The sequence below is a fragment of the Kitasatospora sp. NPDC090308 genome, from assembly GCF_044769485.1.
Lineage (GTDB): Bacteria > Actinomycetota > Actinomycetes > Streptomycetales > Streptomycetaceae > Kitasatospora > Kitasatospora fiedleri.
Genome location: NZ_JBIVXY010000011.1, coordinates 177,020 through 193,049, shown reverse-complemented (window position 1 = coordinate 193,049; position 16,030 = coordinate 177,020). Strand labels below are relative to the sequence as shown.

Annotated in this window: 12 protein-coding genes and 2 pseudogenes; 9 read left to right on the top strand and 5 right to left on the bottom strand. The window is 74.0% G+C overall.

The window, feature by feature from the left end; all coding sequences use genetic code 11:
* Window positions 1-44 precede the first annotated feature (44 nt).
* The 4 genes from ACIQVD_RS24225 (at window position 45) to ACIQVD_RS24210 (ending at window position 5,088) form a co-directional block, all read left to right on the top strand.
* Entirely contained in the window at window positions 45-512 is a 468-nt protein-coding gene (locus ACIQVD_RS24225) for an SRPBCC domain-containing protein (protein WP_402291666.1), read from the top strand.
* Window positions 513-586: 74 nt separating this feature from the next.
* Entirely contained in the window at window positions 587-1,330 is a 744-nt protein-coding gene (locus ACIQVD_RS24220; protein ID WP_400691898.1) for an HAD family hydrolase, read from the top strand.
* Window positions 1,327-3,729 (top strand): glycoside hydrolase family 65 protein, encoded by a 2,403-nt coding sequence (locus ACIQVD_RS24215; RefSeq protein ID WP_400691901.1) that lies wholly within the window; start codon window positions 1,327-1,329, stop codon window positions 3,727-3,729. The genes ACIQVD_RS24220 and ACIQVD_RS24215 overlap by 4 nt, the downstream gene beginning before the upstream one ends.
* A gap of 165 nt (window positions 3,730-3,894) precedes the next feature.
* Window positions 3,895-5,088, top strand: coding sequence for a S8 family serine peptidase (locus ACIQVD_RS24210; protein WP_402291665.1), 1,194 nt, complete (start codon window positions 3,895-3,897; stop codon window positions 5,086-5,088).
* 112 nt (window positions 5,089-5,200) lie between these two features.
* Here the strand turns inward: ACIQVD_RS24210 and ACIQVD_RS24205 are convergent, their stop codons facing one another.
* Window positions 5,201-6,967, bottom strand: coding sequence for an ABC transporter ATP-binding protein (locus ACIQVD_RS24205; RefSeq protein WP_400691907.1), 1,767 nt, complete (start codon window positions 6,965-6,967; stop codon window positions 5,201-5,203).
* 221 nt (window positions 6,968-7,188) lie between these two features.
* Between ACIQVD_RS24205 and ACIQVD_RS24200 the strand changes: the two genes are divergently transcribed.
* Entirely contained in the window at window positions 7,189-7,701 is a 513-nt protein-coding gene (locus tag ACIQVD_RS24200; protein WP_100836909.1) for a SigE family RNA polymerase sigma factor, read from the top strand.
* Window positions 7,698-9,128, top strand: coding sequence for an LCP family protein (locus ACIQVD_RS24195; protein ID WP_402291664.1), 1,431 nt, complete (start codon window positions 7,698-7,700; stop codon window positions 9,126-9,128). Before ACIQVD_RS24200 ends, ACIQVD_RS24195 begins: the two co-directional genes overlap by 4 nt.
* Before the next feature lie 34 nt (window positions 9,129-9,162).
* Here the strand turns inward: ACIQVD_RS24195 and ACIQVD_RS24190 are convergent, their stop codons facing one another.
* Entirely contained in the window at window positions 9,163-10,041 is an 879-nt protein-coding gene (locus ACIQVD_RS24190; protein WP_402291663.1) for a phosphotransferase enzyme family protein, read from the bottom strand.
* Between the two features lie 150 nt (window positions 10,042-10,191).
* Here ACIQVD_RS24190 and ACIQVD_RS24185 point away from each other — a divergent pair, with 150 nt between their 5' ends.
* The 3 genes and pseudogenes from ACIQVD_RS24185 to ACIQVD_RS24175 form a co-directional block, all read left to right on the top strand.
* Window positions 10,192-10,740, top strand: a complete 549-nt coding sequence (locus ACIQVD_RS24185) for an RICIN domain-containing protein (protein WP_400691916.1) — start codon at window positions 10,192-10,194, stop codon at window positions 10,738-10,740.
* Window positions 10,741-10,991: 251 nt separating this feature from the next.
* A pseudogene (locus ACIQVD_RS24180) lies at window positions 10,992-11,504 on the top strand (carbohydrate binding domain-containing protein); the annotation flags it as partial.
* Window positions 11,505-11,714: 210 nt separating this feature from the next.
* A pseudogene (locus ACIQVD_RS24175) lies at window positions 11,715-12,671 on the top strand (chitinase); the annotation flags it as partial.
* An 85-nt stretch (window positions 12,672-12,756) separates the two neighbouring features.
* On the opposite strand, the gene ACIQVD_RS24170 reads toward ACIQVD_RS24175, so the two are convergent.
* The 3 genes from ACIQVD_RS24170 to ACIQVD_RS24160 form a co-directional block, all read right to left on the bottom strand.
* Window positions 12,757-14,100: a GH1 family beta-glucosidase gene (locus tag ACIQVD_RS24170; RefSeq protein ID WP_100836915.1), complete on the bottom strand. Its 1,344-nt coding sequence runs from the start codon at window positions 14,098-14,100 to the stop codon at window positions 12,757-12,759.
* A gap of 98 nt (window positions 14,101-14,198) precedes the next feature.
* Window positions 14,199-15,041: a carbohydrate ABC transporter permease gene (locus ACIQVD_RS24165; protein WP_400691920.1), complete on the bottom strand. Its 843-nt coding sequence runs from the start codon at window positions 15,039-15,041 to the stop codon at window positions 14,199-14,201.
* Window positions 15,038-16,030 carry a carbohydrate ABC transporter permease gene (locus ACIQVD_RS24160; RefSeq protein ID WP_400691923.1) on the bottom strand — a complete coding sequence of 331 codons (993 nt, stop codon included), beginning with the start codon at window positions 16,028-16,030 and terminating at the stop codon, window positions 15,038-15,040. Before ACIQVD_RS24160 ends, ACIQVD_RS24165 begins: the two co-directional genes overlap by 4 nt.

Below are 16,030 nucleotides of genomic sequence, written 5' to 3'. Positions count from 1 at the left end.
GGCGCCGGGCCGGGCGGGATCGTGGAGGGGGTGAGGTGAGTGCGATGGCCGAGATCGCCCTGCAGGTCGACGTCGCGGCGTCCCGGGAGCGCCTGCTCGCGGCGCTGGACACCCGCGAGGGGCTGGCGTCCTGGTGGACCACCGAGGTGGAGCGGGACGGTGAGGACCTGCTGTTCCCGGTGCCGGACACCCCGGGGCCGTTCCGGCTGCGCCGGGAGCGGGCCGACCTGGAGCGGGTGGCCTGGCGCAGCGTCGGGGTGTTCCCGCCGGCCTGGCAGGGCACCACGGTGACCTGGGACTTCTTCGACCACCCGGACGGTCCGCGGCAGTCGGTGCTGCTGCTGCGCCACCTGGGCTGGGCCGCGGACACCGGCCCGGCGGTGGCGGTGGCGGCGGGCCGGTGGGCGGAGCTGCTCGTCCGGCTGAAGGACTACGCGCAGAGCGGGCGCCCGCAGCCGCTGTTCGTCCCGGCCGGCCACCCGCACCCGGGGGTGCACGTGCAGGCGGAGTGAGGGCCCGGCGGGTGCGACGCGCCGGATCGGGCGATGACCGGCATGGAGCGGGCCGGACGGGTGAGACTGACTGCATGTTGGGACTTCCGGACCGCATCACGGCCTTCCTGTTCGACCTGGACGGGGTGCTCACCCAGACCGCGAAGGTGCACGCCGCGGCCTGGAAGGACATGTTCGACACCTTCCTGCGGGCCGAAGCGGCGCGCACCGGCGGCGAGTTCAGGCCGTTCGACCCCGGCGACTACGACCGGTACGTGGACGGGCGGCCCCGGCTGGACGGCACCCGGCAGTTCCTGGCCTCGCGCGGGATCGACCTGCCCGAGGGCACCCCGCAGGACCCGCCGGGCACCCGGACGGTCAACGGGCTCTCCAGCGCGAAGAACGAGACGGTGCTGCGGCTGATCCGCGAGCAGGGCGTGCAGCCCTACGAGGGCTCGGTGGCGTACCTGCACCGGCTGCGCGAACTCGGGCTGCCGCGCGCGGTGGTGTCCTCCAGCGCGAACTGCCGGGACGTGCTGCGGGCCGCCGGGATCGACGACCTGTTCGAGGTGGTGGTGGACGGGGTCGTGCTGGCCCGCGACCACCTGGCGGGCAAGCCCGCGCCGGACACCTTCCTGGCCGCGGCGCGGCAGTTGGGCGTCGCCCCGGAGCACGCGGTGGTGTTCGAGGACGCGCTGGCGGGCGTCGCGGCCGGGAAGGCCGGCGGCTTCGGCGCGGTGGTGGGCGTGAACCGCACCGGCCAGGCCGACGCGCTGCGCGAGCACGGCGCGAGCATCGTGGTCGACGACCTGTCGGAGCTGATCGAGGAGCACCGGTGAGCCCGTCCGAACTGTTCACCGTCGACCCGTGGGGCATCAGCGAGCACGGCCTGGACCTGCCCGGGCAGGCCCGCGCCGAGTCGGTGTTCGCACTGTCCAACGGCCACATCGGGCTGCGCGGCAACCTGGACGAGGGCGAGCCGCACGGGCTGCCCGGCACCTACCTGAACGGCGTGTTCGAGCTGCGTCCGCTGCCGTACGCGGAGAGCGGCTACGGGTTCCCGGAGTCCGGGCAGAGCGTCATCAACGTCACCAACGGCAAGCTGATCCGGCTGCTGGTCGACGACGAGCCGTTCGACCTGCGCTACGGCGAACTGCGCAGCCACCGGCGGACCCTGGACTTCCGGGACGGCGTGCTGCGCCGGGAGGCGGAGTGGACCTCGCCGGCCGGGCGGACGGTGCGGGTCACCTCGTCCCGACTGGTGTCGCTGACCCAGCGGGCGGTCTGCGCGGTCGACTACACGGTGGAGGCCGTGGACGGGCCGGTGCGGATCGTGCTCCAGTCCGAGCTGGTCGCCAACGAGCAGCTGCCGGGCGGCGCGGGCGACGGCGACCCGCGGGCGGCGGCGGTGCTGGAGGCCCCGCTGGCCGCCGAGTTGCAGCACGCGGACGGCACCAAGGGCGTGCTGGTGCACCGCACCCGGTTCTCCGGGCTGCGGGTGGCCGCCGCGATGGACCACGTGGTCGACGGGCCGGAGCGGATCGACACCACCGCCGAGTCCTCCGACGACCAGGCCCGGATCACCGCCACCACGGTGCTGAACGCCGGTCAGAAGCTGCGCCTGGTCAAGTACCTGGCGTACGGCTGGTCGGCGACCCGCTCGCTGCCCGCCGTCCGGGACCAGGTGGAGGCGGCGCTGACCGCCGCCCGGTACACCGGCTGGGACGGGCTGGTGAGCGAGCAGAAGGAGTACCTGGGCCGGTTCTGGAGCGACAACGACATCGAGATCGAGGGCGACGTCGAGCTCCAGCAGGCCGTCCGGTTCGCGCTGTTCCACGTGCTACAGGCGGGCGCCCGCAGCGAGGAGCGGGCCATCCCGGCCAAGGGCCTGACCGGGCCCGGGTACGACGGCCACTCGTTCTGGGACACCGAGACCTTCGTGCTGCCGGTGCTCACCTACTGCCTGCCGGACGCGGTCAAGCAGGCGCTGCGCTGGCGGCACACCACGCTGCCGATGGCGCGCGAGCGGGCGGCCCAGCTCGGGCTGGCCGGGGCGGTGTTCCCGTGGCGGACGATCCGCGGCGAGGAGTGCTCCGGGTACTGGCCGGCCGGCACCGCCGCGTTCCACATCGGCGCGGACATCGCCGCCGCCGTGGTCCGCTACGTCCGGGCCACCGGGGACACCGAGTTCGAGCGCACCCACGGCCTGGAGCTGCTGGTGGAGACCGCCCGGATGTGGCGCTCGCTCGGCCACCACGACGCCAAGGGCAACTTCCGGATCGAGGGCGTCACCGGTCCCGACGAGTACTCCGCGGTCGCCGACAACAACGTGTTCACCAACGTGATGGCGCAGTCGAACCTGTGGAACGCGGCGGCCACCGCGCTGAAGTACCGGCACGAGTCCTCGCTGCTCGGGGTGGACACCGAGGAGGCGGCGGCCTGGCGCGACGCCGCCGACAAGATGTTCATCCCGTACGACGAGCAGATCGGCGTGCACCCGCAGGCCGACGGGTTCACCGACCACCAGATGTGGGACTTCGAGGCCACCCCGCCGGAGAAGTACCCGCTGCTGCTGCACTACCCGTACTTCGACCTGTACCGCAAGCAGGTGGTCAAGCAGGCCGACCTGGTGCTGGCCATGCAGGTGCGCGGCGACGTCTTCACCGCCGAGCAGAAGGCCCGCAACTTCGCCTACTACGAGCGGCTGACCGTCCGCGACTCCTCGCTCTCCGCCTGCACCCAGGCCGTCATCGCCGCCGAGGTCGGCCAGCTCGACCTGGCCTACGACTACACCGCCGAAGCCGCCCTGATGGACCTGCACGACCTCGGCGGCAACACCCGCGACGGCCTGCACATGGCCTCGCTGGCCGGTGCCTGCATCGCCCTGGTCGCCGGGTTCGGCGGGCTGCGCGACCACACCGAGCAGCTCTCCTTCCGCCCCCGGCTGCCCGCCGGGCTCCAGCGGCTGCGCTTCTCGATGAGCGTGCGCGAACACCTGCTGCGGGTCGACATCACCCACGCCACCACCACGTACACGCTGCGGCGCGGCAGCGTGCTGCCCGTCCTGCACGACGACGAGCAGCTGCGGGTCGAGGCCGGGAAGCCGGTCAGCCGGCCCACCGCGAAGATCGGCGACCCCGGCGAACGCCCCGCCCAGCCGCCCGGCCGGGCCCCCGCCCGGCGGCACAGCCAGGCCGGGGTCAAGGTGGGGGCGGTCGACCACCTGCCCGCCGAGTAGCCGCTGCGCTCGGCGCACTCCGCCCGCCCGGTGCCCTCCCCCGGGCGGGTGACCGTGCGTGTACCGGTCCGACGGCACGTCAACACTCCCTGCACCCCCCGTGAACCGGCGGGTGCGGGGAGACCCCCGGCGCCTCCGGTTCCGCCGCCCCGAACGGAGGCCCCGTTGCGCCCCCTCGCGCTCACCGCCGCCCTGCTCACCGCGCTCACCGCCACCGCCGCCACCACCGCCGCCCGACCCGCCCCGGCCGCCCCGGCCGCCCCGCGCTGGGTGCACAGCTGCGCCGCCCCCGCCCGGGCCGACACCGCCTCCTGCGACGCGCTGCGCGTGATCAGGCCCGGCACCGCCGCCACAGCGGGCGACGACGGGTACGGGCCCGCCGAGCTGCGCGCCGCGTACGGGCTGCCCGCGGACGGCGGCGAGGGCGCCACCATCGCCGTCGTCGACGCGTACGACGACCCGCGCGCCGAGGCCGACCTCGGCACCTACCGCGAGCGCTACGGGCTGCCCGCCTGCACCTCCGGCAGCGGCTGCTTCCGCAAGACCGACCAGCGCGGCGGCAACCGGCTCCCCCGCGGCGACACCGCCTGGGCCGGGGAGACCGCGCTCGACCTCGCCATGGTCTCCGCGGTCGCGCCGCGCGCCCGGATCGTCCTGGTCGAGGCCGACAGCGCCGCCGTCTCCGACCTCGGCACCGCCGTCAACACCGCGGTCGCGCTCGGCGCGCGGTACGTGTCGATCAGCTGGGGCACCACCGAGAACGCCAACGCGGCGGCCTACGACAGCCGGTACTTCGACCACCCCGGGGTGGTGATCGCCGCCGCCTCCGGCGACGGCGGCTACGGCGTCAACTTCCCCGCCTCCTCCCCGCACGTGGTCGCGGTCGGCGGCACCACCCTGCGGCCCGACGGCACCGCGCCGCGCGGCTGGAGCGAGAGCGCCTGGTCCACCGGCCCCGACGAGGGCGCCGCGAGCGGCTGCTCCGGCCGCCTCCCCAAGCCCGACTGGCAGACCGACCCGGGCTGCGACCGCCGCACCGTCGCCGACGTGTCCGCCGTCGCCGACCCCGCGACCGGCGTGGCCGTCTACCAGAGCTACGGCGGCAACGGCTGGTACACCTACGGCGGCACCTCCGCCGCCGCCCCGATCATCGCCGCGACCTACGCCCTGGCCGGCCGCCCCTCGGCCGGCAGCCGCCCGGCGTCCTTCCCGTACCGGCACCCGGACGCCCTGCACGACGTCACCTCCGGCGCGACGGCCGACTCCTGCGACCCGGCGTACCTGTGCACGGCGGGGCCGGGGTACGACGGACCGACCGGGCTGGGCAGCCCGGACGGGGTGGCGGCGTTCCGGGAGTAGCCGCGCGGGGCCGACGCCCGGGAGCGGACGTCCGGGGGCGCGGTTCCCGCGCCCCCGGACGTGCCTCTCCCGGACGTGCCTCCCCCGGTCTCGCCGCGCCGGAGACCGCGGGTCAGGCGAGCTGGGCGGCCTGGAGGCCCGCGTAGGGGCCGCCGGTGCGCAGGAGTTCGGCGTGCGAGCCGATCTCGGCGATCCGGCCGTCGTGCATGACGACGATCCGGTCGGCGCCGCGGATGGTGGACAGGCGGTGGGCGACGACGAAGACGGTGCGGCCGCGCACCAGCCGGGCCAGGGCCTGCTGGACCAGGGACTCGGAGCGGGAGTCGAGCGCCGAGGTGGCCTCGTCGAGGATCAGGATGCGCGGGTCGCGGATTAGCGCGCGGGCGATGGCCAGGCGCTGCTTCTGGCCGCCGGACAGGCGGGCGCCGCGTTCGCCGACCACGGTGTCGAGGCCGTCGGGGAGGCGGTCGATGAACTCCATGGCGTTGGCGTCGCGCAGGGCCGCCAGGACGGTCTCCTCGGGGACGTCCTTCATGCCGTAGGTGACGTTCTCCCGGATGCTGCCCTCGAACAGGATCGACTCCTGCGGGACGACGGACAGGAAGGTCCGGTAGGAGCGCAGGTCGAGCTCCTCCATGTCGCGGCCGTCGAGCAGGATGCGGCCCTCGGTGGGGCGCAGGAAGCCGATCACCAGGTTGAGGACGGTGGACTTGCCCGCGCCGGACGCGCCGACCAGGGCGATGGTCTCGCCGGGGCGGACCGACAGGTCGAAGCCGGTGACGGACGGGGCGTCCGCGCCGGGGTAGCTGTGGCCGACGTTCTGGAAGTCGATCCGGCCGGTGACGCCGGCGACGTCCGCCTTGCCGGAGTTCTCCTCCAGGTCGGGGGCCTGGAGCACCTCGCCGACCGAGCGGACCGAGGCCAGGCCCTTGCCGAGCTGCGGGGTGAGGGTGAGCAGGGTGGTGACGGAGCTGGTGAGCGAGGAGAAGTAGGCGCTGAGCATGACGACGGCGCCGGGGGTGACGTTCAGCCAGCCGTAGTAGGCGACCAGCGCGGAGCCGGCCAGGCAGCCGACGCCGATCGCGTTGAGCAGGATCCAGGAGATCGAGCCGAAGCGGCCGTTGAGCAGGTCGAGGCGCAGTCCCTCGTCCAGGACCCGGCCCAGGGTGCGGTCGACCCGGCGCAGCGCGGTGCGCTCCAGGCCGTGCGCCCGGGTGATCGGGATGAGGGTCGTCATCTCGCCGATGCGGGAGGAGAGTTGCTCGACCTCGCGGCGGAAGGACTCGTTCTGGCTGCGCAGCCGTTCGCGCAGCCGGACCACCAGCAGGGCGCTGGCCGGGACGACGACCAGGAAGACCGGCAGGAAGGCCGGGGTCTGGACGGCGATGACGACCAGGCCGCCGAGCAGGGTGGCGATCGCGGCCAGGCCGTTGTCGGCGGTCTGCTGGGAGGCGGTCTCGATGCCCTCGACGTCGCGGATCACCTTGGCCTGCAGGACGCCGGCGCTGACCCGGGAGTGGTAGCCGATGGACAGCTGCTGCATCCGGTGGCACAGGGCGGAGCGCAGCCGGGTGCCCATCCGGCGGATCGAGCCGTGCATCCACTGCACGTACAGCATGTGCAGCGGCAGGTTGAGCAGCAGGATGACCAGCAGGACGGCGGAGTTCCACCAGAGCACCGAGACGTCGCGGTGCTTGACCACCACGTCGACGATGTTCGCGGTGATCAGCGGCAGCAGCCAGACGGGGGCGTGCTTGGCGAAGAAGACGCCGACCGCGCCGAGGACGCGGGCGCGGTCGGGGCGGAAGAGGAACAGCAGGGTGCGGACGGGGTGCTCGCCGCGGTAGCGGTGGCTGAGCGATCCGTCGGGCAGGGCCATGGGGGAACTCCAGTACGGGGGGTGAACAGGCGGTGCCGTCCCATCCTTCCAGCGGGCGGGGCCCCTCGGACTGTCCGCAACCGGACAGTGATACTCCATGGACGGACGACTTTTCGAACAGGTCCGGTCAGGGGTGAAACATCGCGGCACCCCCGCGCCGTCATAGGGCGGATCAGGGCGAGGGGAGACGGAACGTGGGCACTGCTGGACGGCGGGCCGCCATGGAGGAGGAGTTCGTCGTGTTCGCGACGGCCCGGTCCGGGCAGCTCTACCGCTCGGCGTACTTCCTCACGGGCGGGGACTCCCACCTGTCGGAGGACCTGGTGCAGGACACGCTGGGGCAGATGTACGCGCACTGGCACCGGCTGCACCGGCCGAGCTGGGCCGGCCGGATCGACAACCCGGCCGGGTACGCGCAGACCGTGCTGGTCCGGGCGTACCTGACGCACCAGCGGCGGCGCAGCAGCAGCGAGCGGCCCAGCCAGGCCCTGCCGGAGGTCGCCGAGGACGGGCCGGACTCGGCGCTGCGCCTGGCCCTGGTCGAGGCGCTGGCCCAACTGCCGCCCCGGGACCGGGCGGTGGTGGTGCTCAGGTACTGGGAGGACCGCAGCGTGGAGGAGACCGCGGCGATCGTGAAGGACAGTTCGGCGGCGGTGCGGACCAGGTGCTCGCGGGCGCTGGCCAAACTGCGGGGGCTGCTGGGCGGGGACCTGGCGGAACTGGTGGCGCGATGAACCCGGGACGCGACGGACGGAGTGGTGCGGTGGACGGCGGGGCGGGCGGCACGGCGCGCGGCGCGGGCGGCGACCGGGACGGGGAAGGGGCGTTCGAAGTGCAGTTGGGGGCGGCCTTCGGGCTGACGGGCGGCGGGCCGGGCCCGGAGGTGACGGCCCGGCTGGTCGACGGCGGGCTGGCGGCCGGACGGCGGCGCCGGCGGGCCCGGCGGCGGCGCACCGTGCTGCTGGCGGGGGTGCTGACCGCGGCGGTCGCGGTCGGGGCGGGGGTGCTGACGGTGCCGCGGGGCGTGCCCGGGGAGAAGACCTCCGTGGTGGACCTGGCGCACTCCGGCCCGGACCCGGCGCCGCCGCCGCTGGCCGGCGGGGTGACCGTCCTGCTGGTCGGCCTGGACACCGCGGTCGACGCCCGGGGCGGGCCGGCCCCGGACGCGCTGCGGCGCGACGGCCTGCACGGCTCGTCCCGGTCCCCCGGCTCCACCGACACCGTGATGCTGGTGCACGTCCCGGCGGGCGGCGGCGAGGTCCGGCAGCTGTCGCTGCCCCGGGACGTCTACGTCACCGGGGCCTCCGGCGAGGAGGTGCCGCTCGACCAGGTCTACCCGGACGCCGCGCGCGCCGCGACGGAGCAGCAGCGCGACGCCGGGCTGTCCGAGCAGGAGCTGTGGGCGCGCGGCCAGGGCGCCGGGCGGCAGGCCCTGCTCCGGGCGGTCGAGCAGCTGACCTCGGTGCGGGTGGACCACTACGCCGAACTCTCGCTGGTCGGCTTCTACCACGCCGCCGAGGCCCTCGGCGGGGTGCCGGTCTGCCTGAACCACCCGGTGGACGACGCGTGGAGCGGGGCCCGGCTCCCGGCCGGGCGGCAGGAGCTGGACCCGGCCCAGGCGCTGGCCTTCGTCCGCCAGCGGCGCGGCGTCGGCACCGGCACCGACATCGAGCGCACCCGGCGCGCCCAGGCGTTCCTGGCCGGGGTGGTGGAGAAGCTGCGCGGCGGCGGCGTGCTGGCCGAGCCGGGGAAGCTCACCGCGCTGTACCGGGCCCTGCAACAGGACCTGGTGGTCGACACGGGGTGGAGCCCGGTGGACTTCGTCCGCCAGGTGCCGGCGCTGGCCGCCGGGCGGGGCACCCTGCGGACCCTGCCGGTGGTCCTCGACGGCTCCCGGCTCCGGGGGGTGCCGGGGGCGGCCCGGAAGCTGCTGGAGGACGATCCGGCGACGCCCGCGCCCGCGCCGTCGGGGTCGGAGTCGGCGGGCCAGGGGTCGGCGGACCAGGGGTCGGCGGTCCAGGGTTCGGCGGCGGACGCGGAGGCGGTGGTGGCGGCGGCGGAGGGGTCGACGGGGGTGCGGGCGTCGCCGGACCCGTCCGCGCGGGTCTCCGGACTGCTGCCGGAGCCGGTCGAGCTGGGCGGGGTGCCCTGCGTGGACTGACGGCCGGGCGGGTGGGCCGGCGGTCGGCGGGCGGTCAGTCGAGCGCCGTCCAGCCCCAGGGGCGGGGGCCGTGCTCGCCGAACAGGCAGGCCAGCCGGTGGCGGGCCTCGGCGCGGTGGCGGGGGTCGGCGCCGGCCTGCTGCCAGGCGTAGCAGGTGAGCCGGAGTTCGCGGATGTCGCGGAGCACCGGGTAGCCGGGCCACTCGGTGACGTCGGCGCCGTAGGCGGCGCAGAACGCGTCGTACGTCCCGGGCGGGACGGTGCCGAAGGTGTGGCGGCCGACGGCGGTGGTGGTCAGGTCCCACTCGGCCGGGCCGAGCGCGGTGCGTTCGAAGTCCAGCAGGTGGGCGGCGGTGGCGGTGACCGCGAGGTTGCCGCTCCAGGCGTCGCCGTGCACGAGGTGCGGCGGCCGGGCGGGGAGGGCGAGTTCGCTCCAGGCGGTGCGCAACTCGGCGAGGTGGGAGCGCAGTCGGCGGCGGCCCGGCTCGTCGAGGGCGGCGGCGGCGATCCGCTCGGGGAGCCGGACGAACGGGTCGAGGGCGCCCAGTCCGGCCGGTGGCGGCGGCAGTCGGTGCAGGCGGCGCAGCGCGGTGGCCAGTTCGACCGGGGTGCCGGGGCGGTGCGGCGGCAGCTCGTGCCAGAAGGTGACCGGGCGGCCGTGCACCGCCAGCGGCGCGGCCGGGTGGCCGAGCGGGCGGACGGCCGGCACCCGGTGCCGGTGCAGCCAGTCGGCGACGGCCAGTTCCTTGGCCGCGACCGCGAGTTGGCCGGGGCGGCCGATCCGGGCGACCACTCCGCCGGGCAGCCGCCACAGGGTGTTCTCACCGGCCCGGATCAGCCGCGCGCCGGTGCTCGGGCGCCCGGCGGCGGCGCAGGCTTCGGCCAGCAGGGCGGCGGGGGTGCGGCAGTCCACGTCTCGGGCTCGTTCCGTTCGACGTCCGGGGGCCGGCCGGGGGCCGGATGCTGTGGGCCGGGGCCGCTGCCAGTGTGCGCCGCGGGCTCGGCGGGCGGGGAGGGCGTACGGGGGCGCGGGAGGCCGGGGGCAGGCCCTAGCATGGCGGCCATGCCACCGGGAGAGCGCCGCGTCAGTGCCGAGATCGGCGTACCGTTCCTGAAGATCGGTACGGACGACGTGGGTTCGCTGTTCCGCCGCCGGGCCCGCAAGCCGCTGGGGCCGTTCCTGGTGCTCTCGGTGAGCAGCGGGCTGGCGCTGGACACCGCGCTGCACACCCGGCACGGCACCCGTCCGCACCTGTGGAAGGCGCACGGGCAGCCGCACCAGCTGTGGCTGCTGGGGCCGACCGACCGGGACGGGGAGTTCGAGCTGGTCTCGGCGGCCAACAACCTGCTGCTGGACGGCCGGGGCGCGCAGGACGGCGACTCGGTGCGGATGTGCGACCGGCACGGCGCGGACGCGGCCTGGCAGCGCTGGCGGGTCGTCGCGGTGGACGGCGGCCGGGCGCACCGGATCGAGAACGCGGGCACCGGGATGGTGCTGGACTGCCCGTACGAGGCGGTCTCCCCCGCTCCGGCGACGCTCTGGGCACCGCACGGCGGCTCCAACCAGACCTGGGTGCTGGCCGCGCCGTTCACCGTGGCCCCGACGGGCTGACCGGCGGCCGGGCCGCGACGCCCCCGGCCCGCCGGTGGAGGGGCCGCCGGTGGAGGGGCAGTCGGCGACCCTTCGCCGGGGTGGGCCGGACCCTCGCCATTGGTCCAGACCTATTGACGCCCCCTGCCCCCGCTCCTACGATCCGGCTGGGCACAACCCCCCACATGTCCCCACCTCACCCACAGCCGCGCATCGCGCCCCCACAGCGCTGGTCATGCCCATGACCAGGTGTTCGGCGGGAAGGGAGCACCATGTTCCGTCGAAGGTCGTACTCGCCCGTGGAGCGCGCCGCCCAGGCGCCGCGGGTCAGCCACGCCCAGCCGGGTCCGAGCGTCCTGAAGCGGTCGCTGGCCGGCGTCAGCGCCGCCGCCGTGATCGGCACCGGCCTCGCCGTGGCCGGCTCGGTCACCGCGTCCGCCGACGTCGCCAACCTGGTCGCCAACCCCGGCTTCGAGAGCGGGCTCGCCAACTGGACCTGCACCGCCGGCTCCGGCGCGACGGTCGTCAGCAGCCCGGTGCACGGCGGCACCGCCGCGCTCAAGGCCACCCCCAGCGGCCAGGACAGCGCGCAGTGCTCGCAGACCATCAGCGTGCAGCCCAACGCGCAGTACACCCTGAGCGGCTTCGTCCAGGGCAGCTACGTCTACCTCGGCGCCACCGGCACCGGCGTGAACGCCTCCACCTGGGCCCCCGGCAACGCCTCGTACGGGCAGCTCAGCACCACCTTCTCCACCGGCGCCTCCACCACCTCGGTGACCGTCTTCGTGCACGGCTGGTACGGCCAGCCCGCCTTCTACGCGGACGACCTGGTGCTCAGCGGCCCCGGCGGCAGCGGCAGCCCGTCGCCGTCCACCAGCGCCCCCAGCTCCCAGCCGCCGACGTCCCAGCCGCCCACCTCGCAGCCCCCGACGTCCAAGCCCCCGACCTCGCAGCCGCCCACCTCGCAGCCGCCGACCAGCAACCCGCCCGGTGACGCCACCTGCGCCACCAAGCCGCGGCCGACCGGCAAGGTGCTCCAGGGCTACTGGGAGAACTGGGACGGCGCCTCCAACGGCGTGCACCCGGGCCTCGGCTGGACCCCGATCACCGACAGCCGGATCGCCCAGCACGGCTACAACGTCCTCAACACCGCCTTTCCGGTGATCCTCTCCGACGGCACCGTGCTCTGGCAGGACGGCATGGACACCGGCGTCAAGGTGGCCACCCCCGCCGAGATGTGCCAGGCCAAGGCGAACGGCGCGACCATCCTGATGTCGATCGGCGGCGCCGCCGCGGGCATCGACCTGAGCTCCAGCGCGGTGGCCGACAAGTTCGTCGCGACCATCGTGCCGATCCTGAAGAAGTACAACTTCGACGGCATCGACATCGACATCGAGACCGGCCTGTCCGGCAGCGGCAGCATCACCACCCTGTCCGCCTCGCAGTCCAACCTGATCCGGATCATCGACGGCGTCCTCGCCCAGATGCCGGCCGGCTTCGGCCTCACCATGGCCCCCGAGACCGCGTACGTCACCGGCGGCAGCGTCACCTACGGCTCGATCTGGGGCTCCTACCTGCCGATCATCAAGAAGTACGTCGACAACGGCCGGCTGTGGTGGCTGAACATGCAGTACTACAACGGCTCCATGTACGGCTGCTCCGGCGACTCCTACTCGGCCGGCACCGTCCAGGGCTTCACCGCCCAGACCACCTGCCTCAACAACGGCCTGACCATCCAGGGCACCACCGTCAAGGTCCCCTACGACAAGCAGGTCCCCGGCCTCCCCGCCCAGTCCGGCGCGGGCGGCGGCTACATGGCCCCCGGCCTGGTCTCCCAGGCCTACGGCTCCTTCAACGGCCAGCTGAAGGGCCTGATGACCTGGTCCCTCAACTGGGACGGCTCGAAGGGCTGGACCTTCGGCGACAACGTCAAGTCCCTCCAGGGCCGCTGACGCCCCGTAGCCGGTAGGAAGTGCACGAGGCAGGGCCCCGGGAGCGTCGGTCGCTTCCGGGGCCCTGTGGTTCGGGGGGTGGGGGTCAGGCGCGGGCGCGGTGGGCGGCGATGAGCTGGGCGTAGCGTTCGCCGCTGGCCTTGAGGGTGCGGACCTGGGTGTCGTAGTCGACGTGGATCAGGCCGAAGCGCTTGTCGTAGCCGTAGGCCCACTCGAAGTTGTCGAGCAGGGACCAGGCGAAGTAGCCGGCCAGCGGGGCGCCCTTGGCGACGGCGCGGGCGCAGGCGGCGAGGTGGGACTCCAGGTAGGCGGTGCGCTCGGGGTCGTCGACGCGGCCGTCGGCGGTGACGGTGTCGCGGTAGGCGGAGCCGTTCTCGGTCACGTAGATCTCGCGGACGCCGTAGTCCTCGGTGAGGCGCAGCAGGAGCTCCTCGATGCCGGGGGCGTGCACCTCCCAGTCCATCGCGGTGCGCTCGGGGTTGGGGCCGGGGACCTGGCGGAAGCCCGGGACGGGGCCGGTGGGGTCGTCCTCGACGATCTGGCGGAAGTAGTAGTTGAGGCCGACCCAGTCGAGCGGGGCCGAGATCAGGTCGAGGTCGCCGTCCCGGACGGGGAGTTCGACGCCGTACAGGTCGAGCATGTCCTGCGGGTAGCCGCGGCCGAGGATCGGGTCGAGCCACCAGCGGTTGATGTGGCCGTCGGCGCGCCGGGCGGCGGCGAGGTCGGCGTCGGACTGCGTGGCGGGCTCGATGGTGGAGAGGTTGTTGACGATGCCGATCCGGGCGCCGGGGACGGCGGCGCGCAGCGCCTGGACGGCGAGGCCGTGGCCGAGGTGCAGGTGGTAGGAGGTGCGGACGGCGGCGGTGAGGTCGGTGACGCCGGGGGCCATCTTGCCCTCGAGGTGGCCGATCCAGGAGGAGCAGAGCGGCTCGTTGAGGGTGCACCAGTCGCGGACCCGGTCGCCGAGGCGCTCGGCGACCACCGCGGTGTACTCGGCGAAGCGCTCGGCGGTGGAGCGCTCGGGCCAGCCGCCGCGGTCCTGCTGGGCCTGCGGGAGGTCCCAGTGGTAGAGGGTCGGGAACGGGGTGAGGCCGCGCTCCAGCATGCCGTCGACCAGGCGGTCGTAGAAGTCCAGGCCGGCCGCGTTGACCCGGCCGTCGGCCTGCGGGACGACCCGGGGCCAGGCGATGGAGAAGCGGTAGGCGTCCAGGCCGAGCCCCTTGGCCAGGTCGAGGTCCTGGGGCCAGCGGTGGTAGTGGTCGCAGGCCGTGTCGCCGGTGTCGCCGTTGTCGACCTTGCCGGGGGTGTGCGAGAAGGTGTCCCAGATCGACGGCGCGCGGCCGTCGGTGCTCGCGGCGCCCTCGATCTGGTAGGCGGCGGTGGCGGCGCCCCAGCGGAAGTTGGCCGGCAGCGCGTCGAGGTGGTTCACGGGGTGGTCCTTTCGAGGGTGAGGGGGCGGCGGTCCGGGCGGTGCGTCACGCGTCGGCACCCTGTCGGTGCGTCAGTTGTCGGCACCCTGACGGTGCCTCACTTGACGGCACCGGCGGTCAGACCGGCCACCAGGTAGCGCTGCAGCAGCAGGAATCCGGCGACCACGGGGAGGCTGACGACCAGCGAGGCGGCCATCACCTGGTTCCAGTAGACGTCGGTCTGCGTGGCGTACCCCTGGAGCCCGACGGCCAGCGTGCGGGTCTGGTCGTTGGTCATGACGGAGGCGAACAGCACCTCGCCCCAGGCGGTCATGAAGGCGTACACGGCGACCGCGATGATGCCGGGCAGGGCGGCCGGGACGATGATCTGGACGAGGGTGCGGATCGGGCCGCAGCCGTCGACCGCGGCGGCCTCGTCGAGGTCGCGCGGGATGGAGTCCAGGTACCCGGCCAGCATCCAGATCGAGAACGGCAGCGAGAAGGTCAGGTAGGTGAGGATCAGGCCGCCGCGGCTGCCGTACAGCGCGATGCCGGTGGTGTTGCCGATGTTGACGAAGATCAGGAACAGCGGCAGCAGGAACAGGATGCCGGGGAACATCTGGGTGGACAGCACGGTGATCGTGAAGACCTTCTTGCCGCGGAACCGGTAGCGGCTCACCGCGTAGCCGGCCAGCAGCGCGATCAGCACGGACAGGCCGGTGGCCGAGCCCGCGACGATCAGCGAGTTGGTGAAGTACTTCGCGAGCGGGACGGTCTTCCAGATGTCGATGTACGGCCGGAAGGTCAGGTGGCTGGGCATCCAGCGCCACGGGCCCTGGACGTCCTGGAGCGGCTTGAGCGAGGAGCTCAGCATCACCGCGACCGGGGTCAGGGTGAAGACGGCCAGCACCAGCAGCACGATCCGGCGCAGCCAGCGGAAGGAGGCGGGCGGGTTGATCATTCTGCGTCCCCCCGACGGCGGTTGGTGGCGAACAGGTAGACCGCGGTCACCAGCAGCAGGAACAGCAGCAGCAGGACGGACATCGCCGAGCCCTGGCCGAAGTTCCAGGTGATGAAGGAGGACTGGTAGATGTGGATCGAGATCAGGTCCGCGGCCTGCGGGGCGGACTTGCCGAACAGCACGAACGGCGTGTTGAAGTCGTTGAAGGTCCACAGGAACAGCACCAGCACCAGCACCAGGTTGACCGGGCGCAGCGAGGGCAGGGTGATCCGGCGGATCTGCTGCCACACGCCGGCGCCGTCCAGCGCGGCGGCCTCGTACAGCTCGCGCGGGATGTTCTGCAGGCCCGCGGTGAGGGTGAGGAAGGCGAACGGCCAGGACTTCCAGACCGAGACGGTCAGCAGCGCCCAGAAGCTGTTGTCGCCGATCAGCCAGAACGGCTTGTCGCTGGTCAGGTGGAGCTGGTCGTGCAGCACGTGGTTGATCAGGCCGGTGTCCCGCTGGAACATGAACGACCAGGTGATCACGGCCGCGAACACCGGCAGCGCGTACGGCAGCATGAACGCCGCGCGCAGCAGCCCGCGGCCGCGGAAGGCGTCCTGGGTGAAGACCGAGGCGGTGACGCCGATCAGCCAGGACAGGCCGACCGACAGCACCGTGAACCCGCAGGTCACCCAGAACGAGTGCAGCAGCGCCTTGCCGACCGGGGCGTCGAACTCCAGCGCGACCTTGAAGTTGTCGAAGCCGGACCAGGGCGCCGAGCCCCAGTCGCGGATGAAGAACTGGGTGAGCTGCTTGAAGGCCATCACGATGCCGGTGACCATCGGGACCAGGTGGATCAGCAGTTCGGCCAGCAGGGCCGGGAGCAGCAGCAGGTAGGGCAGTGCGCCGCGCCCGAACTTGTCACGGAGGCGCCGGGGGGCGGGGGCCGCCCCCTTCGGGGCGGCCTCCTGTCCGGCGGTCTGGCGGTCGATCACTTTCTCGGGCAC

Excerpts from the sequence above, each read along its gene's own strand:
- ACIQVD_RS24225 (WP_402291666.1), top strand. The coding sequence starts at position 45 with ATGGCCGAGATCGCCCTGCAGGTCGACGTCGCGGCGTCCCGGGAGCGC.
- ACIQVD_RS24220 (WP_400691898.1), top strand. The coding sequence starts at position 587 with ATGTTGGGACTTCCGGACCGCATCACGGCCTTCCTGTTCGACCTGGAC.
- ACIQVD_RS24205 (WP_400691907.1), bottom strand. The coding sequence starts at position 6,967 with ATGGCCCTGCCCGACGGATCGCTCAGCCACCGCTACCGCGGCGAGCAC.
- ACIQVD_RS24200 (WP_100836909.1), top strand. The coding sequence starts at position 7,189 with ATGGAGGAGGAGTTCGTCGTGTTCGCGACGGCCCGGTCCGGGCAGCTC.
- ACIQVD_RS24195 (WP_402291664.1), top strand. The coding sequence starts at position 7,698 with ATGAACCCGGGACGCGACGGACGGAGTGGTGCGGTGGACGGCGGGGCG.
- ACIQVD_RS24185 (WP_400691916.1), top strand. The coding sequence starts at position 10,192 with ATGCCACCGGGAGAGCGCCGCGTCAGTGCCGAGATCGGCGTACCGTTC.
- ACIQVD_RS24165 (WP_400691920.1), bottom strand. The coding sequence starts at position 15,041 with ATGATCAACCCGCCCGCCTCCTTCCGCTGGCTGCGCCGGATCGTGCTG.